This is a genomic window from Nocardia wallacei (assembly GCF_029869545.1).
Taxonomy (GTDB): domain Bacteria; phylum Actinomycetota; class Actinomycetes; order Mycobacteriales; family Mycobacteriaceae; genus Nocardia; species Nocardia wallacei_A.
The window spans coordinates 37,647-63,014 of record NZ_JARWQD010000342.1; the positions used below are offsets into that span (position 1 = coordinate 37,647).

The following is a 25,368-nucleotide window of genomic DNA, read 5'->3' on the forward strand; positions in this document are numbered from 1 at the left end:
GGATGATCGTGGAGACCGTAAGAAACGAGGACATCGCGATCGTCGGTATCGGCGTTCGCTTTCCGGACGCGTCGAACCTCGGCGAGTTCCGCGCGAATCTCGCGGCGGGCCGGGACTCGATCGGCCCGATGCCGGAGTCCCGCGCAGAGGCGACCGCCCTGGACCGCACCCTGGGCTACCTGCCCATGGGGCACCTCACCGATATCCACACCTTCGACTACGCCTTCTTCGAGCTGTCCAAACGCGAAGCGTCGCTGATGGATCCGCAGCAGCGCATCGCACTCGAGCTGGCGCACACGGCGATCGAGGACGCCGGATACGCACCGGCCACACTGCGCGAGGCCACGACCGCGGTGGTGTTCAGCGCCCCGATGCCGACCTATCACGCTATGGCGGTCGATCCCGGCCCCCTGGCCATGCTCGGCAATCTGCCCTTCGCCACCACCGCCCGCATCGCGCATCTGCTGGGCCTGACCGGGCCGTGCTACGCGATCGACAGCGGCTGTAACGCCTCCCTCATCGCGGTGCACCATGCCTGTCGCGAATTGCGCAGCGGTGATGCCGATTACGCGCTCGCGGGCGGTGTCAGCGTGCGCGCCGGTGGCTCTCCGGAATGGACCGCACGGACCATGACGGAGATCGCCTCCCCCAGCGGGCAGTGCCGCGCGTTCGATGCCGACGCCGACGGCACGGTGCCGGGCGAGGGCGGCGCCGCCCTGCTGCTGACCACGCTCGCCCGGGCCCGCGCCGATCGCGCGCCCGTGTATGCCGTGATCCGGGGCAGCGCGGTCCTGCACAACGGGCACTCCTCGGCGACCATCAGCACCCCCAGCGCCGCCGCCCAGGCCCGCGTGATCGCGAAGGCCTGGCGCACCGCCGCCGCCGATCCCGCCGACGCCGGATATCTCGAGGCCCACGGCTCCGCGACCCGGCTGGGCGATGCCGTCGAGATCGAGGGCCTGCGCACGGCGTTCGGCGGGCGGTCGCGGCCGCTGCCGATCGGATCGGTCAAGACCAATATCGGGCATCTCGATCATGCCGCGGGCGTCGCCGGGCTGGTCAAGGCCACGCTGAGCGTCGCCGAGGGGAGCCTGTATCCCTCGCTGCACTTCGACCGGCCCACCGGCGATCTCGACCTCGCCGCAGCCGGGATCGAGGTGGTCACCCGGCCGCGGCCGTGGGTGGGCGGGGACGGGCCGCGGCTGGCGGGCGTCAGCTCGTACAGCCTCGGCGGCGCGAACGCGCACTGTGTCGTCCAGCAGGCTCCGGACGAGCCGGTGCTGGCGCATCGGGCCGGGCACCGGCTGGTCGGTGTGTCGGCCCGGACACCGGCAGCACTCGCGGAACTCTGCCACCGGCTGGCCGACACGCTGCGCGCGGACTCCCCCGCGCTCGCGGATGTCGCCTTCACGCTGGGCAGGGGACGTACGCATTTCGGGTATCGGGTGGCCGTCTGCGCCACGCACACCGGTGATCTCGCCGACCGGCTGGAGAAGTACGGGGACGCCCCCGATTTCGACAGCGAGCGGCCGGTCCCGCCGCGGGTGGCGCTGCTGCTGTCCCCCGGTGCGGCACCGGCCGGGATCGACTCCACGCCGCTGCCCGAGGCACTGCCCGCGACCGGAGCCGTCGCCGCGGTGCTGGCGGGCCAGATCGCGGCCCATAATCGCTTGCGCGCCTGCGGAATCGGGTTCGAGGCGATCCTGAGCGGCGGGGCATCGAAGTTCGCGGCCCGGTATCTGCTCGGATCCACGGCCCCTGTCGACCCCGGCGAACTCGACTCCGCCGCGGCGACGCCCACCGTCGATCGGGATCGGCTGCTGGCCGCGGCGCACACGCTGCTGCGCGACGGCCCGGTCGTGTTCGTCGACCCCGCCTCGGACGGCATGCTCGGACGCTTCCTCGCCGAGGACCTCGCCGACCACCCGGACGCGGAGATACTTTTCGGCGCAACGGATTCGGGCGGCCCGCTCGGCATTCTCGGCCGCCTCTACGAGAGCGGGCTCGACCTGGACTGGGCCGCGGTCGATGCCGACGAGGGCCGCCGGGTGCGCCTGCCGGGACATCCGCTGCACGGCTCGCGATGCTGGGTCGAGCTCCCCACGGCTGTGCCCGCGCCCGCCGCGGTCCCGGCGCCGCGCTCCGTGCCGGACACCACCGCGGATCCGGCGCAGTGGCTGCGCGCGATCCTGCGCGAACTGCTGCACTCCGACGCCGAAATCGGCCCGGACGACGACTATTTCGACCTCGGCGGCAATTCGATCATCGCCGTGCAGCTGGTCGAACGGGTCGCCGAGGCCTACGGCTTCCGGCCCAAGCTGCTCGACGTCTACGAGCGTCCGGTCGTCGCCGATTTCGCCGCGCTGCTGCGCGAGCGGGCCGTCCCCACCGCGCCGGAGCCGTCGCTCCCGCCGATCACGCGGACCGACGAGCTGGTCATGTCCTCGGGTCAGGAGCGCATGTGGTTCCACCACCAGCTCGTTCCGGACACGACCCTCTACAACTATCCGGTGGTCAACGTGCTGCGCGGGCCGGTCGACGTCCCCGCGGTCCGGGGCACCTTCGAGGACTTCGCCGAGCGCCACGAACCGCTGCGGTACAACCTCGTCGAGAGCGACGGGCAACCGGCCGTCCGGATCCGGCCGTCGCTGGGCGAATTCTTCCGCGTCGCCGATGTTTCCGGCACGGCCGACCCCGTCGCCGCGGCCCGGGAGCTGATCGCACGGGCCGCCCTGGTGCCGTTCGATCTGGCCCGGGATCCGCTGGTCCGGGTGCTGCTGGTGACGCTGTCGCCCGAGATGCACGTGCTCCAGGTGACCTGCCATCACTGCGTCACCGACGGTGCCACACCGGGCATCCTCGCCCGCGAGATACCCCTGCTGTACGCTGCGCGGCAGGAGGGCCGCGACGCCGCGCTCGAACCGCTGCCGGTGCGCTACCGCGACTACGCGCGCTGGCACCGCGACCTGATCGCGTCCGGAGCCCTCGATCACGAGCTCGAGTACTGGATCCACGCGCTGCGCGATGCGCCGAAACTGCAGCTGCCCACCGACTTTCCGCGGCCGCCGCGCAAGACGTTCGTCGGCGATCTGGCGCCGTTCACGGTACCGGCCGACCTCCTCGCGCGGTCCCGCGCGGTCGCGAAGCGGGAGTCGGTGTCGCTGTTCGTCGTGCTGCTGGCCGGTCTGTACCTGCTGCTCGCGCGGCGCAGCGGGCAGCGCGACATCGTCATCGGCACGCCGACCACCGGCCGCACCCGCCGCGAACTCGAGGGGCTCATCGGATTCTTCAACAGCACGGTCGCGCTGCGCGCCAACCTGTCCGGGCCCGCCACGGTGGCCGAGCTGCTCGAGCGGGTGCGCGCCATCGTGCTGGGGGCGTTGGAGAATCAGGAGATCCCCTTCGAACGGGTCGTCCACGCGCTCGGTGATCAACGCGATATGTCGCGGACCCCGCTGTTCGACGTCCTGTACGTCCATCAGGAGATCCCCGGTACCGGCAATCCCCTCGGCGACGACGAGGCGGAGTTCTTCGACCTGGAGCACTCCATCCAGAACGCCTTCGGCGGATTGCCCGCCGGGACGGCCAAATTCGACCTCAGCCTGATCACCTACGACCGCAGCGACGGCCGGGACATGCTGGCCTGCTTCGAGTTCAGCACCGAGCTGTTCACCCGGCGCACGGCCGCCGGATTCGCCACCGCCTACCTCGAGATCCTCGCGGATCTGGTCGGGTCGGAACCGGACCGTCCGATCGACGAACTCCTCGTCGCGGGCGCGTCGGCGCCGGAACCCGCTGCGGCACCGGATATTCCCACGGATCGTCCGCGGCCGGACGGTGTCGCGCGGTACACGATGGGTTCGGTCCGCGAGAGCGTGCCGACGGAGACCACCGACGCGGCGCTGCTCGGCGCCTGGGTCGCGCTGCTGGCCTGGTACTCGGGGTCCGATGCGGTCGAGGTGGGACTCGCCGCGGGCGCCGCCCGCATCGACCTCGCCGACGAGCCCGACGCTACCGAACTGCTGGCACGGACGGCGGCCGCGCTGGCGGCCCCGGCGGAGGCCACCGGTGCGCGGGCGGTCCGCTACCACGCCGCGCCCGACGGCGCCGAGCTGGCGCTCGACCTGACCCGCGACGGCGAGACGGTCGCCGAATTGACCTATGCCAGTGACCTTTTCGATGAGACGACGGCGCGGGAGATGCTCGGCGATCTGGTCCGGCTGCTGCACGGCCTGGCGCGCACGCCCGGCGAACCGGTGCCGGATATCGCCCTGCACTGCCTGACGGAAGCGGAGGTAACCCAGTGACAGCGAGCCAGGCCGACGGCCTCGTAGCGGTGATCGGGGCAGGGACCATGGGCACCGGTATCGCACAGTGCCTGGCGCAGGCCGGATTTCGGGTCGAGATCGTCGAACCGGATCCGGAGGCCGCCGAGCGATCGCGCCGCGACCTCCGCGAGGCGGTGCGATTGGCGCTGCTGCTGGGGCATGTCGATCGCGCGACCGCGGCCGGTGCCGCCGAGCGCGTGCGGTGGGTGGCGAAGATCGGCGAGCTGGACGGGGCCGACTTCGTCATCGAATGCGCGACCGAGCGGATCGCGCTGAAGGAGACCCTGTTCGGCGAGCTGGACCGGCACTGCCCCGCCCACACCGTCCTCGCGTCGTGCACCTCCGCCATCCCCATCGCACGCCTGGCCGCCGCCACCGAACGGCCGGATCGCGTGCTCGGCCTGCATTTCATGAACCCGGCGCCGCTGACGACCGCCGTCGAGGTGGTGCGTGGCGCGCAGACCGCGCCGCAGTCCCTGGCGCGTGCCACGGATCTGGTCGGGGCGCTGGGCAAGGAGGCGATCGTGGTCGGCGATCGGCCCGGGTTCGTGCTGAACCGCGTGCTGATGCTGTGCATCGCGGAGGCCGCCGCCACGCTCGACACCGGCACGGACGCCGCGACCGTGGACGCCCTGTTCGAACAGTGCCTCGGGCATCGGATGGGCCCGCTGCGCACGGCCGATCTGATCGGGCTGGACAACGTGGCCGACACCCTCGAGGTGCTGCGGCACGAGACCGCAGAGCCGCACTATCGGGTGCCGCCCGCGCTCGCGGCGCTCGTCGACGCCGGACATCACGGCCGCAAGACCGGACGGGGATTCCATGACTATCGGTGAGACGACCATCGGTGCGGCGACGACCGAGACCCCCGGCGGATGGGCACCCACCGATGCGCAACGCGCGGCGCTGGCGTCCGGCGATCGCTGGGTCGACCTGTATCTCGAATGGGACGGCTCGGTGCGCGCGGACGCGCTCGCGGTGGCCGTCGACACCGTCATAGGCGAATGTCCCGTGCTGCGCAGCACATTTCGCGGCACCGACAGTGCCGTGCGGGTATTCGAGACCGCGACGGCTCCGGCCGAGGTGCTCGAGGCCGACGACGATCCGGCACGGTTCGTGCCCGCCCTGCTCGCCGAGGAGCGTTCGCGCACCACCGATCTCGGCCGGGGGCCGCTGTATCGGCACGTCGTGGTCGCCTTCGCCGACGGCCGGGTCGGCTGGTTCCAGCGCTACCATCGGCTGATCAACGACGAACCCGGCATGCTGTCGATCGTCGCCAGGGTCCGCGAGATACTCGACGGCGCCCGCTCGGATCCGCCCACCGCCGCACCCTTCGGTGCCACGGCGGATCGACTGGAAGTCGAACGGCGATACCGCGAGTCGGGCGCCTGGGCCGCCGACCGCACTCACTGGGAACAGTCACTGGCCGACATGGATCGGCCGGTATCGCTGACCGCCCTCGCCGACGAGGCGGGTGGGGGCTTGTGGTCCGAGGTGGTGGCGGGTCCCGCGCTCACCAGGATCGCGCGGGCCGGGGGTGGAGGCGCGGCGGCGGTCGTGGTCGCCGCGGTCGCCGTCTATGCGTCGCGCACGGCCATGACCGGTGATCTCGTCGTTGCCGTCGGCGACTCGCACAGCACCGTGCCCCTGCGTATTTCGGTGCCGCCGCACGCCACGTTCGACGCGCTCACCAAGCGCGTGGGACTGCAGTTGCGGCGGGCGCGACGGCACCGCTTCATCCCCGACATCGATGATCCGTGGCTCGACGCACCGGTGCGCGGACAATGGCCGCTCGCGGTGCGGATGCTCCCCGGTGCGGGGATGCTCCGGCCGGGCGACCCGGGCCCGAGCGCGGCGTTCGGAACCGGCGGCGGCGTGACGATCTGCGTCGACGACACCGCCCCCGGCTGGCGCATCGCGGTCGCCGGACCACACCAGCGAACCCACCGCGACCGCATAACCCGCCTCCTGGACCGCCTCGCCCACGCGCCACGCGCCCCCATCGCCCGCATCGATCTCACCGGCCCCGAAGACCTCTCCCACCTCGAGGGACCACACCCCGAGCCGATCCGACCGAGCGAACTGCCTACCGGCACTTCGCCGAAGACCGTGGCGGCGCTGCTTGCCCGGCAGGCTGCCCGGACGCCCGATGCTGTTGCGCTCTGCGGTTCCGGGGACCGGACATCCTATGCGGAGCTGTTCGGTGCGTCGAATCGGTTGGCGCGCAGGCTGGTTCGTCTGGGCGCTGGTCCGGATCAGGTGGTGGCCGTGGCGATGGGCTCCTCGCCCGAGCAGATCGTGGCGGTGCACGCGGTGCTGGCGGCCGGTGGCGCCTATCTGCCGCTGGACCCCGCCCATCCCCGCGATCGGCATGCCTATCTGCTCGCCGTCGCCCGCCCGGTGTGCGTACTCACCACCCGGCGCGACGAATTCGACCCGCCGCCGGGCACGCCCGTGATCCACGTCGACGAACTCGACCTGTCCGGCGAGTCGGGCGACGCGGTCACCGATACCGAGCGCCTGGCGCCGCTGCGCCCCGGAAACCTGGCGTACGTGCTGTTCACCTCCGGATCCACCGGACGGCCCAAGGGGGTCGGCGTCACGCACGGCGCCCTCTGCACACACCTCACGTGGATACAGCACATCCACGCGCTGGACGAGACCGACGCCGTGCTGCGCAAGACCGCGCTGTCGTTCGATGTCTCGTCCTGGGAAGTGCTGTGGCCCTTCGTCTCCGGTGCCCGTGTGGTGGTCGACGCGTCCGGCACGGACCGCGATCCCGCCGAACTCGCGCACCTGATCGCCGAATATGGGGTCACCACGGTGCAATACACGCCCACGACGCTCGCCGCGCATCGGCGGGCGGCGGCGGAACCGCTGGCGGCGACGGTTCGCCGGGTCCTGGTCGCCGGGGAGGCGCTGACACCGGCCCTCGCCGCACAGTTGCCCGCCCTCGCCCCCGATGCCCGCCACGACAACCTCTACGGCCCGACGGAGGCGACCGTCGCCGTCACCCGGCACGAGATGCGGGCCGCCCGGCAAGTCTCCGGCGGAAACGGTGCGGCCCAGGGATTCTCCATCGACACGATCCCGATCGGCACACCCTCGCAGGGCGCCCGGGCCTACGTCCTGGACCACTGCCTGCGCCCCGCGCCCACCGGGGCACCCGGCGAGCTGTATCTCGGCGGAGCCGCCCTCGCCCGCGGATATGTCGACCGGCCCGGGCTCACGGCCGTGCGGTTCGTCGCCGACCCGTTCGGCGCCGCGGGAGACAGGCTCTACCGCACCGGCGATATCGTGCGCGTGAATGCCCGGCGGGAGCTGGAGTTCCTCGGCCGCAGCGATTTTCAGGTGAAGCTGCGGGGCATCCGGATCGAACTCGGCGAGGTCGAGGCGGTCCTCGCCGCGCAGGAGTCCGTCGGGCAGGCCGTGGCCGTCGTGCGGCCCGGGGACGGAGTGGCGGGCGATCGACTGGTCGCCTACGTCACGGCCGCCGCGGGCCACCGCATCGATCCGGCGGCGCTGGAGCAGCGGCTGCGCGAGGTGCTGCCGCGGCACCTGGTGCCCTCACCGATCGTCCCTCTCGCCGAGCTGCCGGTGAACCGTTCCGGCAAGATCGACCGAAAAGCCTTGCCCGAACCCGTCTTCGAACCGGCGCCCTTCCGTGCGCCGCGCACCGACACCGAGCGCGCGCTGGCCGCCGTCTTCGCCGAGGTGCTGGGCCGCGACACCGTCGGCGTCGACGAGTCGTTCTTCGCGCTCGGCGGCGACAGCATCATGTCGATCCTGCTGGTGTCACGGGCCCGCGCTCGCGGTGTGGTGGTGACGGCACAGGAGGTGTACGAGCATCGCACCGTCGCACGCCTGGCCGCCATCGCCGATACCGCGGACGGGGACGATGCGCCGCGCCTCGACGAGCCGCCCGGCGGTGGTGTCGGGGAGCTGCCCCTCACGCCGGTGATCCGGTTCCTGGTCGAGCGGGGCGGCAACTTCGACCGCTTCTGCCAGTCGATCACGCTCGAACTCCCGGCCGGAATCGACCGGGCCGCCATGGTTTCCACCATCTCCGCGGTCGTCGACCACCACGATATGCTGCGATCCCGGCTCCACCGGGACGACACCGGCGAATGGCGGCTGACGGTCTCCCCGCCCGGCAGCGTCGACGTCGACTCCCTGATCGACCACGTCGTCCACGACGACCTCGACGGCGCCGAGCTGACGGCATTCGCCACCGACCGGCTCAATGCCGCCGTCGACCGGATCGACCCGGCGACCGGCGCGGTCCTGCGGTTCGTCTGGCTCACCCCGCGGCAGCGCCCGTCGGCCGGTCTGCTCGTCATCGCCGCGCACCACATCGCCGTCGACGGGGTCTCGTGGCGAATCCTGTTGCCCGACTTCGTCTCCGCGTGGGCGGCCGTCGCGGCGGGCAGCACACCGCGGCTGCCCGGAATCGGCACATCGATGCGGGCATGGGCGCATGCGCTGACCGACACCGCGCGGCAGCCCGCCCGGGTCGCGGAACTGCCTGTCTGGCAACGGATCGTGGACGGACCGGCGCCCTCGTTCGGGGACCGGCGGTTCGACCCGCGCCTGGATCTCGCGCCCGAAATGGCGCACACCACCGTCGAACTCGACGAGCGCGACACCGCCGCGCTGCTCACCGCCGTCCCCGACCGCTACGGGGCACGCGTGGCTGATGCGCTGCTGACGGCGCTCGTCCTCGCGGTCGCCCGGTGGCGGTCGCGGCGCGGCGACGGCGAACGGTCGGTGCTGATGCGGCTCGAAGGTCACGGCCGCGAGCAGGACGCGGTGCCGGGCGCCGACCTGTCCCGCACGGTCGGCTGGTTCACCTCGATCGTCCCGGCGCGGCTCGAGCCGACCGGCGTGGACCTCGACGACGCCTTCGCGGGCGGGCCCGCCGTCGGCATCGCCCTCAAGGCCGTCAAGGAACAACTGCGGTCCGTGCCGCACAACGGGTTCGGCTACGGCCTGCTCCGGTACCTGAACGAGGAGACCGCCGCGGCGCTGCCGCGCGAGGAGCCAGGCGAGATCTCGTTCAACTATTTCGGGCACATCACCGGCATCGATATCCCGGAGGAGCTGGCCGGAATCGGCTGGCTGCCCTCCCCCGAACACGGCATGCTGCCGATCCGGCCGGATGCGCGGCGCGGCGCGCTCGGCGCCGTCGAGGTCGATTCCATCGTGCTCGGCAACCGGCTGCAGACCAGCATCGGCTACGCGCGCACGCTGTTCACCGAGGCGGCCGGTGCGGAGCTGATCCAGTTGTGGCGCGAGGCGCTGACCGCCGTCGCCCGGCATGTGCGCGATCCGCGGACGCGCGGCGGGCACACCCCGTCCGATTTCCCGCTCGCCGCCCTCACCCAGGCCGATATCGACGCGTGCGAACGGCGATTCCCGGCGCTGGCCGAGGTGTGGCCGGTCGCGCCGCTGCAGGCCGGGATGATGTTCCACGCCCTGTTCGATCCCGGTGCGGTGGACGTCTACACGGTGCAGCTGGTACTGACCCTGGACGGGGCGATAGACGCCGGAAAGCTGCGCGCGGCCGCCGCGGCCGTGCTCGCGCGACATCCCAACCTGCGCACCGCATTCGCGGTCACCGAGGCCGGGACACCCATTCAGATCGTCACCGCCGACGTGGCACTCCCGTGGCGGGACCTCGACCTGACCGCTGCGCCCGATGGTGAACTCGATCATGTCCTGGATACCGAGCGCACGACGCCGTTCGATCTCGAACATCCACCGCTGCTGCGGTTCCTGCTGGTCCGCACCGGCGCCGCCCGCACCCGATTGGTGGTGACCTACCACCATCTGCTGCTCGACGGCTGGTCGATACCGCTGCTGCTGCGCGAAATCGTCGCCGACTACGCGGGTTTCGAGGTCGAGCCCTCCCGGCCCTATCGGCACTATGTGGAATGGCTTGCCCGGCGGGACAACTCGGCGTCGCTCGCGGCATGGACGAAGGCGCTGTCCGGCGTCGCGGAGCCCACGCTGCTGGCGGTCGACGCACCGCCGGGGGCGCCGTCCGTCCTGCCGGTGGAACACGAGATCGTCCTGGACGAGGTTGGGACACAACGGCTTTCCCGTCTCGCCGCCGACCTCGAGGTGACGATGGGAACCCTGCTGCAAGCGGGATGGGCAATCCTGCTGGCACGCATGACCGATCGCACGGACGTCGTCTTCGGAACGACCGTCTCGGGGCGGCCCGCCGACCTGGCGGGTGTCGAGGCCATGGTCGGGTTGTTCATCAACACCGTCCCGGTCCGGGTCCGGATGGCGCCCGGCGAAACAGTGCGGACGCTGCTGCGCCGCGTGCAGCGCGAACAATTCGAGCTGACCACGCATCACCATCTGGGCCTGCCGGATATCGTCTCGGGCATCGACGGCGGCGAGCGCGGCCTGTTCGACACGCTGCTGGTGATCGAGTCGTACCCGTTCGATGTGCCGCGGTTACGCGAGGACGCCACCGTGAGCGTGGGTCTGGCCATCTCCGGGCTGCGGTCGCGGGAGGCCACGCACTACGCGCTCACCTTGACCGTCCGCCAGACCGATCGGTTGCACATCCTCGCGAGCCGTCGCCCTGACCTGCTGGGCCAGGCGGCCGTGGACCGGCTCGGCGAGCGTCTGGTGCGGGTGCTGCGGGCGCTCGCCGCGGATCCGGACGCCCCGGTGGGCGAGATCGATCCGCTCGGCGCCGAGGAACGAAGCCTGGTGCTGGAGCGCTGGCAGCGCCCGGGCGCCCCGCTGCCCGACACCACCCTCATCGACCGGTTCCGGGCGCAGGCCGACGCACGGCCGGATGCCGTCGCCGTTCGGCACGGATCGCGGTCGATGACCTACCGCGAGCTGGATCGAGCGTCCGTGACGCTTTCGCGCGCCCTGGCCGCCCGCGGAGTCGGACCCGAATCCCTGGTGGCCGTTGCGGTTTCGCGATCGGTGGAGCTGATCATCGCAGTCCTCGGAGTGCTGCGATCCGGCGCGGGGTACGTGCCGATCGACGTGAGCAATCCGACACGGCGCCTGGAATTCGTTCTCGCCGAGACGGATCCGGCCTGCGTGATCACGACGCACGCCGATCGTTCCGCGCTACCGTCCGCCACCCCACCATGCCTGATCCTCGATGACACAGGTGATCTCTCGGCGAATCCGCCCGCCGCGGGCAGCGATGAGCCACCGGTATCCGCCGAGACCCTCCCCACGCCGCCACGACCGGACAATGTCGCCTACGTGCTGTACACCTCCGGCTCGACGGGACGGCCCAAGGGCGTCTGCGTGACGCACCGCAACGTCGTCGCGATGCTCGAAGCCACCCGGACCCTGGTGGACACCGACCACACCGACGTGTGGACGATGTTCCACTCCCCCGCCTTCGACTTCTCGGTCTGGGAGATGTGGGGTGCGCTCTCGTCCGGCGGGACGCTCGTCCTCGTGGACCCGGAGCTGACGCGCTCGCCGACCGAATTCGCCGAACTGCTGGAGCGGGAACGGATTACGGTGCTCAGCCAGACACCGTCGGCGTTCTACACGCTGCCCGCCGACGCGCCCGCTGCCGCCCTGCGCCATATCGTGCTGGGCGGCGAGGCCCTCGATCTGCGGCGGCTGCGCGGATGGTACGACGCCCACCCGGCGGCGCCGACCCGGATCGCCAATCTCTACGGCATCACCGAGGCCACCGTGCACGCCACGTACTCGGCGATGGACCGCGAGCTGGTGCGCACGGCACGGGCCAGCATCGTCGGCCGCGGCCTGCCGGGAACGGCTGTCCGCGTGCTGGATTCGCGGCTGCGCCCGGTCCCGGTGGGCGCGGTCGGTGAGATCTATCTCGCCGGGCACCAGATCGCCCGCGGCTATCACGCACGACCGGCCACGACCGCGTCGCGATATGTCGCCGACCCGTTCGGCACCCCCGGAACGGTCCTGTACCGCACCGGCGACCTGGCACGCTGGAACGACGACGGCCACCTCGAATATCGAGGCCGCGGCGACGACCAGGTGAAGGTGCGCGGATACCGCATCGAGCCGGGCGAGATCGAGGCCGCGCTGCTCGAACACGACGCGGTGGCGCAGGCCGCCGTGGTGGTCCGGGCCGACGGTCCGGTGTCCCGGCTGGTCGCCTACGTGGCCCCCGCGCCGGATCACACCATCGACCCGGTGCTGCTGGAAGACCATGTCGCGCAGCGGGTTCCGTCGTACATGCGCCCCGCCGTCCTCATGACCGTCGATGCGCTCCCACGCACCGCGAACGGCAAGCTGGACCGGGGCGCGCTGCCCGATCCGGTCGTCCGGCCGCGGTCCGCGCAGGCTCCGCGCACCCCGGCCGAACAGGCGGTGGCCGAGGTGTTCGCGGAGGTGCTCGGTATCGACCGGCCGGGCGTGGACGATTCCTTCTTCACGCTCGGCGGGGACAGCATCACCTCGATCCAGCTCGCCTCCCGGGCCCGGGCCAGGGGTCTGCACCTCACGCCGAGGGACGTGTTCGAGCACCGCACCGTGGCCGCAATAGCCGCGGCTGCAAGGACATCCGACCCCGATGGCGCGGTACCGGCACTGACCGAGCTGCCCGGTGGCGGCGTCGGCGACATGCCGCTGCCGCCCGCCGTGCGCTGGCTCGTCGAACGCGGCGGCCCCTTCCGGCGCGTCCATCAGACACTGACCGTGGAGCTGCCCGCCGATATCGACCACGATGTCGTCGCCGCGGCCGTCCTCGCGATCGTCGACCGGCACGACATGCTGCGCAGCCGCTTGCTCCGCGACGGCACCGGCGAATGGCTGCTCGAGACCGCACCGCCCGGCTCCGTCGCTGCGGCGGATGTGTTGCGCCGCTGCGATATCGAGGACGGCGACACCCTGGAGGCCGCCGCCGCGAGGGAACTCGACGCCGCGCTGGACAGCCTCGATCCGGCCACCGGCGCCGTGGTGCGCTTCGTCCGGCTGGTCCCGCGTGACGCGCCCGGCAGCCTGATCATCTGCGTACACCACATCGCGGTGGACGGGGTGTCGTGGCGCATCCTCGTCCCCGACCTCCTCACGGCCCTCGGGGCCGCGGCGAACGGCACCGCACCGCAGTGGGACGCGCCCGGCACATCGATGCGACGGTGGGCGCACGCCCTGGTCGATGCGGCGCACGGTCCCGACCGGCTCGCCGAACTCGGCCTGTGGCAACGCATTTGCGCCACGCCGGACCCGTTGCTCGGGTCGCGGCCGCTCGATCCGGCCGTCGATGTCGCCTCGTGCGTCGCGACGGTGGACGTCCTCGTGGACGAGACCGTCACCGCGGCGCTCGTGCGGACCGTGCCCGCGCTGTTCCACGCCGGGGTCGACGAGATCCTCGTCGCCGCCCTGGCCGTCGCACTCGCGACCTGGCGAGCCCGGCGCGGGCAGGCCACACCGGTATCCCTGCTCCGGCTGGAGGGGCACGGTCGCGAGGAGCAGACCGTGCCGGGCGCCGACCTGTCGCGCACGGTCGGCTGGTGCACCTCCCTGTACCCGGTCCGGCTGGATCTCACCGATATCGACCTCGAGGCGGCACTGGCGGGAGCCGACGCTACCGGAACCGTGCTCAAGACGGTCAAGGAACAGCTGCGCGCCCTGCCCGACCACGGGATCGGCTACGGCCTGCTGCGCTATCTCAACCCCGACACCGCGGACCTGCTGCCGGGACCGATGCCCGGCCAGGTCGGATTCAACTATCTCGGCCGCGTCGACGATCGCGGCGCCGAGTTGCTGTCGGCTCCCGCCGCTGCCGTCGACCCCGGTCTCCCCGCGGCCGCCGCGATCGATATCAACGCCATCGTCACCGGGTCTCGGCTGCGCGCCGGATTCGCTTACCCGCGAACACTTCTCGATGCCGCCGATGTGTCGGAGCTGTCGGAACTCTGGGTGACCGCGCTCGAGGCGTTCGCCGCCCACGCCCGCGACCCGCGAGCGGGCGGGCACACCCCCTCGGACTTCCCGCTGGTCCGGGTGAGCACCGGCGATATCGCCCGGTGGGAGCGCGACCACGGCCCGATCGCCGACGTGCTGCCGCTGGCTCCGCTGCAGCCGGGGCTGTATTTCCACGCCGTACTGGCCGGGCCGCCGGATGTCGACCAGAGCGTCGACGTCTACAGCGTGCAGGCGGTCCTGCGCATCCACGGGTCGGTCGATCGCGACCGGCTGCGCTGGGCGGCAACCGAACTCCTGCGGCGGCACCCCACCCTGCGCGCGGCCTTCGCCGCCGACGGCACCGGCACACCCCGGCAGGTGGTTCCGGAACACGTCGAACTCCCGTGGCGCGAGGTGGATCTGCGGCTCGAACGCAGACGCGACACCATGCTGTCGGAACTCGCTGCCGCGGAACGGGTTCGCCGATTCGATCCCGCCAGGCCCCCGCTGATGCGGTTCACCCTGGTCCGCACGGCCGACGACCGGCAGGCGCTGATCGCGACCTATCACCACATTCTGCTCGACGGCTGGTCGGTACCGCTGGTGCTGCGAGACCTCATGACGCTCTATGCCTCCGGCGAACCGCTACCGCCTCCCGAGGGTTCGTTCCGCTCGTACCTCGCGTGGCACAGCTCCCGAGACACGACGGCATCCGCCGCGGCCTGGCGGCGCGCGCTCGACGGCGTATCCTCCCCGACCCGGGTGGCGCCGTCGGCACCCGCCCACGCGAGCAGGACGGCGGTGGCCGAATACCGGTGGGCGCTCGAACCGGACGCCACCGCCGCGCTCGGCGCCACCGCCACCGGACTCGACGTCACGGTCAACACCGTGTTGCAGACCGCGTGGGCAATCCTGCTGGGGCGCAGGCTCGGCCGTGACGACGTGATATTCGGCGCGACGGTTTCCGGCCGCCCGGCCGCGCTGCCCGGCGTGGAATCGATTGTCGGACTGTGCATCAACACGGTGCCGGTGCGCGTGCGCCTCGCTCCGGACCTGACCGCGGCCGCGCTCCTGCGCACGGTACAGGCCGAGCAGGCGGCGCTGATCGAGCACCACCCTCTCGGCCTGACCGAGATCCACGCCGCGGCCGGGCAGCGGGACATGCTGTTCGACACCGCGCTGGTGTACGAGTCCTATCCGATCGAGATCGAACATCTCACCGCGGCGGCGGCCGCCCTCGACGGGGTCACCGGCAGCGTCGTCGAACTGTACGACGCCGCGCACTATCCGCTGACGCTCACCGTCGCCCCGGGCGACGCGCTCACCATCCGATTCGGTTATCTCCGTGATGTCTTCGACGAGGCGGAGGTGGCCGCGATCGGTGACGAGCTGCGTGATCTGCTCGCCGCGCTGACGCGCGACCCGCAGGCCGTCCTCGAGGCGCTGCGATGACCTCCCGGTGGCCCCTGACCAGGGCGCAGCAGCACGTCTGGGCGGCACAGCACCTCGACGACACCGGGCGGCGGTTCGTCATCGGCGGCTACGTCCACATCGCGGGCGCGGTCGACGAGGCCGCGTTCGAGCGGGCGCTGCGCATCGTGACGGCCGGAGCCGAGACGCTGCGGGTGCGATTCGACACCGACGGCGACGGCCGGGTCGAACAGATTCTGGAGGAGGTCGCCGATTGGCCGTTGCACCGCACCAGCTTTCGCGCGGCCGACGCTCCGCGAGAAGCGGCGGTGCGGTTCATGTACGCGACCCTCGACCGCCCGTTCGACCTGCGCCGCGCCCCGCTGTTCGAACACCATCTGATCGACCTCGGCGACGAGGGCACCGCATGGTTCGTCCGCTCGCATCATGCGGTGCTCGACGGCGCGGCCGCGGCCGCCATGGTCAAGCGGGTGGCCGACACCTACACCGCGCTCGTGACCGGGCAGCCGGTGGTGGAGTCGGTCTTCGACCGGGTGGAAGCCCTGGTCGCCGAGGACATTCGCTACCGCTCCTCCACCCGGTTCGCCGACGATCGGGAGTTCTGGTCCGAGCGCCTCGCCGTCGCGGGGCCGGTCGACGCACCGCTGTTCGCCGGGATCGCGGCGGCCACAGGCGAACCGCGGTTCCTCAGGCAGGCCGGAGTGCTCGGCGAATCGGCCTGGCGGGCCGTCAGGGCCCGGGCGGAGGCGTCGGGCACCGCATGGCCGGTGTGGGTGTTCGCCGCGATCGCGGTACTGCTGCACGCCGATTCGGGAGCACGCACGGTCACGCTGGGCCTGGCCGTGCCCGCGAAGCGCTCCCGCACCGCGCTCGGTGTGACGGCCAATATCGTCCCGCTGCGCATCGCCGTCGACCCGGCGGCCTCGGTCGGCGAACTCGTTCGTGCCGTGCGCGCGGAATCCCTGATCGTCCTGCGCCACCAGCGGTATCAGCAGGCCGATATGCTCGCCGATCTGCGGGCGGGTGACGGCGGGGGCGGAATCGCCGGTCCCACGGTCAACGTGCTCCCGATGCAGAAGGATCTCCGCTTCGGCACCGAATCCGCCGTGCTGCGCCACCTTTCGGCCGGGCGGTCGGACGGCCTGACGATCGGCGTCTACGACAACGGCGACCCCGTCCTCACCCTGGTCCTCGAATCCAGCACCCTCCGATACACCGAAACCGATCTCGCCGCACACCACCACCGCCTCACCACCACCCTCGCCGCCCTCGCGGCCGCCGCGGACGACCTCCCGATCGGGCGCCTCCGGATCGAGACGGCCACTCCCGCAGCGCCGATCGGCATCGCCTCCGCGGCAAACCCTCTCGCCGACCGAGCCGACCACGCCGACCGGACCGGCACCGCCACGGGCACTCTCGCCGAGTGGTTCGATCGCACCGCCGCCGCGCACGGCGATGCCACCGCTGTCGTCTGCGGCACGGAGTCGCTCACCTATGCCGAGTTGAGTTCGCGTGCCGAGCGTTTGGCCGAACGCATCGCCGGGTGCGGGGCGGGGCCGGGGGATTTCGTGGCGCTCGCGCTGCCGCGCACGCTGGATCTGGTGGTCGCCGTTGTCGCCGCGGTGAAGTCCGGCGCCGCCTACGTGCCGCTCGATCCGGGCTATCCGGAGCAGCGCCTGCGGGCGATCGTCGCGGACACCGACCCCGTCCTCATCGTCACCGACTCCGAAGTCACACTGCCGGAATCGATGTCGGCCACGCCCGTCCTGCGCATCGGTGACCCGACGAGCGCACCGGCCCGTGTCGTGACACGCCCGGCCGCGCATCACCCCGCCTACGTCATCCATACCTCCGGGACGACGGGCGCGCCCAAGGGCGTGGTAGTCACGCATGCGAATGTCGTTCGCCTGCTCACCTCGACGCGACCCCGCTTCGGCTTCGGTCCCGCCGACGTGTGGACGCTGTTCCACTCCCTCGCCTTCGACTTCTCCGTGTGGGAGATCTGGGGAGCCCTGTGCCACGGCGGCACCCTCGTCGTCGTCGACGCGGCCGTGGCGCGCGCACCGGACGAGTTCCTGAACCTCCTTGTGGAACACCGGGTTACGGTCCTGAATCAGACCCCGTCCGCCTTCGGGATGCTCGTCGACGCCCTGGACCGCCGACCCGCCGCGGGTGAGCGGCTGGCACTGCGCCAGGTGATATTCGGCGGCGAGCCGGTGGAGCCGTGGCGCCTGGCGGCCTGGTGGTCCCGGCGCGCTCCGGAGCTGACGCGGCTGACCAACATGTACGGCATCACCGAGACGACGGTGTTCACCACCGGAACGGCCCTGGCGCCGGATTCCCCGGCCACGGATATCGGCACCCCGATACCCGATCTGTCGGTGTATGTGCTCGATGCCGCGCTGCGTCCGTGCCCGCCAGGGATCCCGGGCGAACTGTATGTCTCGGGACCCGGTGTCGCCCAAGGATATCTGCGGCGACCGAGCCTCACCGCGGGACGTTTCGTCGCCGATCCTTTCGGCGCGCCGGGCACCGTCATGTACCGCAGCGGGGACGTGGCACGGTGGTCGGCCACTGGCACGCTGGACTATCTCGGCCGGGCGGACCGGCAGGTGAAGGTGCGGGGCTTCCGGATCGAGCCCGGCGAGGTGGAGGCCGCGCTGTGCGAGCTACCGGCGGTCCGTGCGGCGGCGGTCCTTACCGTCGAGCACCGCCCCGGCGATCGGCGGATCGTCGCCTTCGTCACCGGTGACGGGGTCGACGTCGACGACGCCCGCGGCGGTCTCACCGATCTGCTTCCGGCCCACGCGATTCCGGCCGCGATCGTCGCCGTCGACAGCCTTCCGATGACGTCCAGTGGCAAGATAGACGAGCGGCGGTTACGCCTGCTCGCCACCCACGGCGCCGCGCGGACCGCCACCGCCGCACCGCGCACCGCCGTCGAGACCCGGCTGCACACCCTGTTCACCGAGGTCCTGGGGCACGAGGGCATCGGCATCGACGACGGCTTCTTCGCCTCCGGCGGTGACAGCATCCTGGCCATCCGGCTGGCGGATCTCGCGCGGGCGGCCGGACTGGCGATCACTCCCCGCGACGTCTTCGAACAGCAGACCGTGCGCGCGCTCGCCCGGACGGCCGAAACACGGCCCGCCGCCTCCGATCTCCCATACTCCGCACCGGATATCGGCGGCGGGCGATCTCTCCCCGCGACACCCCTGCAGTCCGGCCTGCTGTTCCACTCCCTCTACGACGGAGGCGAAGGCGGCGGCCCCTACATCGTCCAGTTCACGTTCACCCTGGACGGCCCGCTCGACACCGACCGACTGCGTGATGCGCTGCGATCGGTCCTCGCGCGACATCCGCATCTGATCGGGGCGTTCGTCGTCGACGACGGTGGGCAGCCGCGGTACGAGATCCGTCAGGACATCGAATTGCCCTGGCGTGTCCTAGATCTCACCGCATCGACCCCCGAGGAGCAGGCGGACGTTGCCGACCGGGTCCGCCAGGAGGACGCCCTGATCGACCCCACCACGCCGCCACTGCTCAGGACCACGCTGCTGCACACCGGGATTCGCGGCGCCGTACTGGTCCTGACCCATCATCACGCCCTGCTCGACGGCTGGTCGGTGGGAATCCTGCTGCGTGAGCTGGCAGTCGGCTATCGAGGCGGCGAATTACCGCCTCCCGTACCGTTTCACAGGTTCCTCGAGTGGTCCGCGGCCCGGGATACCGATGCCGCCCGCCGGGTGTGGGCGCACGCGCTCGCGGGCGCCGAGCCGAGCAAGGCGGCGCGGGCGGACCGCGAGCGGTGGCGGCATCCGGAGGACCACGCGTTCCGCCTGCCGGGTGCCCTGGTGGCCGCCCTGCGCGAACGTGCCGCCGAACGCGGCCTGACGATCAACTCGTTGATGCAGGCGATGTGGGCGCTGGTGCTGTCGAATCTGACCGGCAGCGGCGAGGTCGTCTTCGGCATCACCGTCTCCGGCCGCACCGGCGGCACGGAGACGGCCGGGATCGTCGGGCTGCTCATGAACACCGTGCCGCTGCGGGTGCGCCTGTCGCCCACCGAGACCGGGCTCGATCTGGCCGCCCGGATCCAGGCCGGGCGCGCGGTACTGATGGAGCACGACCACCTCGGACTGCCCGAGATCCTCACCGCAGCAGGGCAGTCCGACCTCTTCGATACTTCGCTCGTCTTCGAGAACTTCCCGCTCCACGCCGACCCCGAGGCGGACTTCTCGGTCGCCTCCGTGGAAGTCCGTGGCAGTACACACTATCCGCTGACCGTGGTGGTCGTCCCGGGCGACGGGGAGCTGACCTTCCGGATCGGCCTGCAGCCCGGCCGCATCGCCGGTCTCGCCGACGCCGGTGAACTCCGGTCGAGGATCCTGTCCGCCTGCGAGGCGCTCGCCGCCCCACACCCCGCGCCGATCGGCCGCATGCACCTGTTCGACCCCGCGCCGCTACTGGCCGCCGGGCGCGGTGTTCACACGGAGATCGAAAACGACAGCATCGCAGGCGGTTTCGAGAAGATCGCCCGGCAGCATCCACGGCGTATCGCGCTCTGGTGCGACGGCGCCGAACTCGGCTACGCCGAGGTCAATGCCCGGGCCAACAGAGTGGCGCGGTGGCTGCGGACTCGCGGCGTCGGCCCTCGAGTGCCCGTCGGTATCGCGCTGCCCCGCTCGGTCGATCTCGTGGTGGCCTTTCTCGCCGTCTACAAGCTGGGGGCGATCTGCGTGCCGCTCAGCGACCGCCATCCGCCCGCGCACAGACGTAAGCTGTTGCGGTTCACCGGAACCGACGTGGTGCTCGACGACCTGTCCGGCGCGGACGCGGCGCTCGCCGACGACGGCGACCTCGATATCACCGTCGCCCCCGACGCCGTCGCCACACTCATGTTCACGTCGGGATCGACCGGAGCCCCCAAGGGCGTCGAGGTGACCCACCGCAATATCGTTGCGCGGGCACGTGATCGCGTCGGCCACGGCGACGGGCACGAACGCGTGCTGATGCATCTCCCGCACACCTGGGACATGGTGGTGTACGAGCTGTGGCTGCCCCTGCTGACCGGGCGCACCGCCGTGATCGCGAGGCCCGGCGTGCTCGATCTCCACGACTACACCCGGGTGCTCCGCGCCGGACGCGTCACGTCGATGCTGTTGTCGGCGGGCCTGTTTCACGTCCTGGCCGAACAGGCCCCGGAGGAACTCGCCCGGCTGCCGGAACTCGCCGTCGCCGGAGACGTGCTCTCGCCACGGGCCGTCGCGGCCGTGCGCCGGGGCGAGCACCGGCCGACGCTGCGCAACCTCTACGGACCCGTCGAGACCACCGGATTCGCCACCACCTACTCGATTCCGGCCGACGCCTCGCCCGAACGGCCCGTCCCCATCGGGCGGCCCGCCGACAACACCCGCATCGCGGTGCTCGATGCGGCGCTGCGCCCGGTGCCGGTCGGTGTCCCCGGGGAGATCCATCTGTCCGGTGCGGGACTCACCAACGGCTATCACCGGGCCCCGGCCGCGACCGCGGCGCGTTTCGTCGCCGACCCGTACGGCCCGCCCGGTGCCCGCATGTATCGCACGGGCGATCTGGGCCGCTGGGACGCGGACGGTCTGCTGCACTTCCTCGGCCGCACCGACCGGCAGGTGAAGGTGAACGGCTTCCGCATCGAGCCCGGGGAGGTCGAGGCGGCGATTCGCCGCGCGGACGACATCACCGCGGCGGTCGTCACGACACGACGCAACGGGAGCGGGCAGTCGCTGGTCGCGCACGTCGTCGGCCGCGGCGAGATCGACACCGCGGCACTGCGCACCCGGCTCGCCGCGAGCCTGCCCGCCTACCTCGTGCCGTCGGTGGTCGTGCGGATCGACCGGATGCCACTGACCGGCACGGGCAAGGTCGATCTGGACGCACTCCCGCCCCCGCCCGACGGCACGCACACGCCCGTCCGGACGCCGCGTCAGCAGATCATCGCGGCGGCATTCGCGGAGGCGCTCGGCGGCCGGACCCTCGGCAGTACCGACGACTTCTTCGCGCACGGCGGCAACTCGCTGTCGGCCATCCGGGTGGTGGCCGCGCTGCGATCCTCGCTCGGCGTCCCGGTCACGCTGCGCGACCTGTTCGAGGCGCCGACCGTCGTGACCCTCGAGCAGGCACTCGACCGGCGCGCGCACGAGCCGGTCGACGCCCGCCCGGATTTCACGATCGAACCCCGCACCGGCGCGATCCCGCTCGCACCCGCGCAGCAGCGGTTGTGGACCGTGAACTATCTCGGCGGGCACCAGCCCGACTACCTGATCGCGACCGCGCTCGACATCCGCGGACCGCTGGATGCGGCGGCGGTGGCAGCGGCGGTCACCGATGTCGTCGCCCGGCACGAGATCCTGCGGACCGTGCTGCCGTACGGCGCCGACGGGCCGGAGCAGCGGATCCTGCCGATCGAGTCGGCACGGCCGGATTTCCGCATCATCGACGCGGCGGATCTCGGGGAGGCGGATCGGGCGATGGCCTCGGAGATGCTGCGGGGATTCGATCTGATGACGCAGCCGCCGGTGCGAATTCGCCTGTACCGCTTGGGCGGCGCACACCATGTCCTGTTCGGCGTCGTCCATCACGTCGCTGCCGACGGCGAATCCGTGGGCATCCTCCAGCGCGATCTCGTCACCGCCTACCGTGCCCGATCCCTCGGCCGGTCGCCGCAATGGCCCACTCCCGCTACACAATTCGCTGACTACGCGCTGTGGTTGCAGCGCCTGCTGGGTTCGAGTGCGGCCCCGGCTCCCCTGCTCGACCGGCAGGAAAGATACTGGCGCACCGTACTCGACGGCATGCCGCGGCAGCCGGTGCTGCCCGTCGACCGCCCCCGCGCCGAGCGGCGCTCGAATGCGGCGGCGACGGTGCCCGTTCGCCTCGACCCCGATCTCCACCGCGCGCTCGCCCGGACCGCCGCCGACTGCGGGGTGAGCACCTACATGCTCGTGCACACCGCGCTCGCCGTGGCCCTGCACGATCGGGGTGCGGGGACGGACCTGCCCATCGGCGTCGCGCTGAGCGGACGCGACTCGGACCGGCTGCAGGACGTGGTCGGATGTGTGGTCGATACGGCGATCGTCCGCCTCGTACTGGCGGGACGACCGACCTATCGCCGACTGGCCCACCGGGTTCGCGAACGCCTCCTCGGCGCCTACGAGCACAAGGAGTTCCCCTTCGACCGTCTCGTCGAGATGCTGAACCCGCAGCGCTCCCGCACACACCACCCACTGTTCCAGGTGATGGTGACCTACCTGCGCGGATCCGATGCCCCGGCCCCGGACGGTCTGACGATCCGGCCACGACCGGTGGCGGTGCGCCGAACCCCGTTCGACCTCCTGGCGAACCTGCGGGAACAACACCGCCCCGACGGGGAGTGTTCCGGAATCACCGGCGAAATAGTCTACGCGACAGAGCTTTTCGACCGTTCAACCATCGAATCCCTTGTCGCCGCGACGATCGCGGCCGCGCAGGCGATGTGCGCCGACCCCGACACACCGATCCAGGACGTCACCCAGGCCCTCCGAGTTCATCGGTGATCAGGGTATCGACGAGGGAGTTCAGGTCGCCGACCAGTGCGGCCGCGCCGCCGTTGTATGCCAGGTTGTGCAGCTCGAGCGGGTCGTTGTCGCGGTCGTAGAGTTCGTATTCGAACGCGGTGCGGGGTCCGTCGATGGCCTCGGGGGTGCTGTAGCGGGCGAAGCTGTAGCGGGGTGTGATGGCTCCGCGCAGACAGTAATTGACGCCCGGCGCCTGACCGCTGCTGGTCTTGGCGTCGGAGGTGAGCAGCAGGGCGTCGCGGACGGTGCGCCGAGAGTCGGTCAGCAGTGGGCTCAGGTCGTGACCCGGCAGCGCCCCGGGCAGGGCGGCGCCCGCGAGGGCGGCGACGGTCGGGGCGATATCGATGTGGCTGGTCAAGGCGGTGACCGTGCGGCCGTGACCGCTGGGATTGCGCGGGTCGGCGATGATCAGGGGTACGCGGTTGTTCTCGCGATAGATCATCGCGCCCTTCTGCCGCAGGCCGTGGGCGCCGCCGAGTTCGCCGTGATCGGCGACCTTCACCACGACGGTGTCGTCCGCGGCGCCGCTGCGGTCGAGGGCGTCGAGAACTCTGCCGGTCAACTCGTCTGTGCGGCGCAGCAATTCGAGGTACCAGTTGCCCCACTGCCGCCATTGCCGTTGTGCGAGTGGCGAACCGACCTCGCCCGGCATGTGCCCGCCGATCATCTCGTTCATCGCGCGCCACGCCGTCTGCACCCGGGGCTTGGTGGACAGGTCGGATTCGAAGTTCGGCGGGATATCGGCGCCGTAGTCGGGGACGTCCTCGAGGCGGTAGAAGCGCGGGCAGTACATCATGTCGTGCGGGTTCACCATGCTGACCACACACAACCACGGTGCACCACCGGCGGCATTGCGGGTCAGCCAATCGGTGGCGTGGGTGACGACACCGGGATCCTCCTGCGATCCTTCGTTGGGTCCGCCACCGGAGAGGATGTCGTAGGCTTCGTCGAATCCGTAGTCCGACAACGCGTTCGGGGCCGCAGGCACCGGATCGGACAGGTGCCACTTGCCGATGTAGGCGGTGCGGTAGCCGGACTGCCGCAGCAGGGTGCCCAGCGTCGGAACAGCGGTGTCGAGGTTGGGACTCGAGGCGTGCAGGTGCGCGAGCAGTTGCCCCATGAGGTCGTTGCCGCTGACGTTGTCGGTCATCCCGCTCACCGGCGCCTGCAGCCCGGTGAAGAAGGTCGACCGAGCCGGGGTGCACGGCGCCGTCGGCGTGTGATGCATGGCGAAACGCACCCCGCCCGCCTCCAGCCTGACCCGCGCCGGTAGCGAGAACCCCTCGGGCACAACGACATCGGCGCGTTCCTGATCGGTCATGATGACCAGGATGTTCGGCCGGTCACCCCGTGCGGCCGCCGCGGGAGCCGAACTCAGCGCGCCGAGGGCGGGGACGACCAGCGGGGCCGCGCCCATCATCGACAGGATCTGCCTGCGACTCGGCCCCCGGGTGTGCGGTGCGGACGACGGTCGGTCAGCGGGTGCGGGCATGAGACACCTTCGAGGTAGGGCGGCGGATCGCTCCGCGTAGCGTGCTGGCGAACACCGCCGCGATGGCGGCCTGGTCGACCCGGTCGGGATCGGTGCCGTGTTCGAGCGCGAGCCCGAGCCGCAGCGACTGCAGCGTCAGTGCCAGCTGTTCGGCGGGCACGGTCAGCTCGATACCCAGCTCGGCACAGGCCCCGGTCAGCGCCGCGGCCCATTCCTCGCGCAGCGCCCGCCGCACCCCGGCGTACACCGCGCGAACCTCGGGATCACGGGCGGCCTGCTGGGCGAGCTCGGTGAGCAGCCGAGTCCACGTGCCCTGCTCCACAATTCCGCGCGCGAGCATCTCGGCGAGATCGTCGAGCGCCCGCTCGGGCCGGTTCCGGGCCCGGACCTCGACGGCGCCCAGCGCCATCCGGGCGCGGGCACGCTGCTCGATCACCTCGGCGAGCAGCGCGTGCTTGTTCGCGAAATTGGAGTACACCGCGCCCTTGGTGAACCCCGCCGCATACGCGATCTCGTCCAGCCGGGCGGCCTGGTAGCCACGTTCGGCGAAAACCTCCGCCGCCGCGTCGAGCAACCTGCGGCGCACCTCGTCGCGCGGAACGCGTGGAATCGGCTCCGTCACGAAACACACCCGGCGGCGCGA

General features: G+C 71.5%; 6 protein-coding genes. 4 read left to right on the forward strand and 2 right to left on the reverse strand.

Annotated features, from left to right (window positions below; translation table 11 throughout):
* The first annotated feature begins 2 nt into the window (after nucleotides 1–2).
* From QH290_RS31105 to QH290_RS31120, 4 genes are read left to right on the forward strand one after another with little or no spacing between them, the layout of a single operon-like run.
* Entirely contained in the window at nucleotides 3–4,307 is a 4,305-nt protein-coding gene (locus tag QH290_RS31105; RefSeq protein WP_280386783.1) for a condensation domain-containing protein, read from the forward strand.
* Complete coding sequence (locus QH290_RS31110) at nucleotides 4,304–5,164, forward strand: 3-hydroxyacyl-CoA dehydrogenase family protein (protein ID WP_280386785.1); 861 nt, start codon at nucleotides 4,304–4,306, stop codon at nucleotides 5,162–5,164. The genes QH290_RS31105 and QH290_RS31110 overlap by 4 nt, the downstream gene beginning before the upstream one ends.
* Nucleotides 5,151–15,662, forward strand: coding sequence for a non-ribosomal peptide synthetase (locus QH290_RS31115; RefSeq protein WP_280386787.1), 10,512 nt, complete (start codon nucleotides 5,151–5,153; stop codon nucleotides 15,660–15,662). Before QH290_RS31110 ends, QH290_RS31115 begins: the two co-directional genes overlap by 14 nt.
* Entirely contained in the window at nucleotides 15,659–23,212 is a 7,554-nt protein-coding gene (locus QH290_RS31120) for a non-ribosomal peptide synthetase (RefSeq protein ID WP_280386789.1), read from the forward strand. Before QH290_RS31115 ends, QH290_RS31120 begins: the two co-directional genes overlap by 4 nt.
* Here the strand turns inward: QH290_RS31120 and QH290_RS31125 are convergent.
* Complete coding sequence (locus QH290_RS31125; protein ID WP_280386790.1) at nucleotides 23,184–24,725, reverse strand: sulfatase family protein; 1,542 nt, start codon at nucleotides 24,723–24,725, stop codon at nucleotides 23,184–23,186. The two genes, QH290_RS31120 and QH290_RS31125, sit on opposite strands and share 29 nt — an antisense overlap.
* Complete coding sequence (locus QH290_RS31130) at nucleotides 24,709–25,347, reverse strand: TetR/AcrR family transcriptional regulator (RefSeq protein WP_280386792.1); 639 nt, start codon at nucleotides 25,345–25,347, stop codon at nucleotides 24,709–24,711. The genes QH290_RS31125 and QH290_RS31130 overlap by 17 nt, the downstream gene beginning before the upstream one ends.
* Between the last annotated feature and the right edge of the window lie 21 nt (nucleotides 25,348–25,368).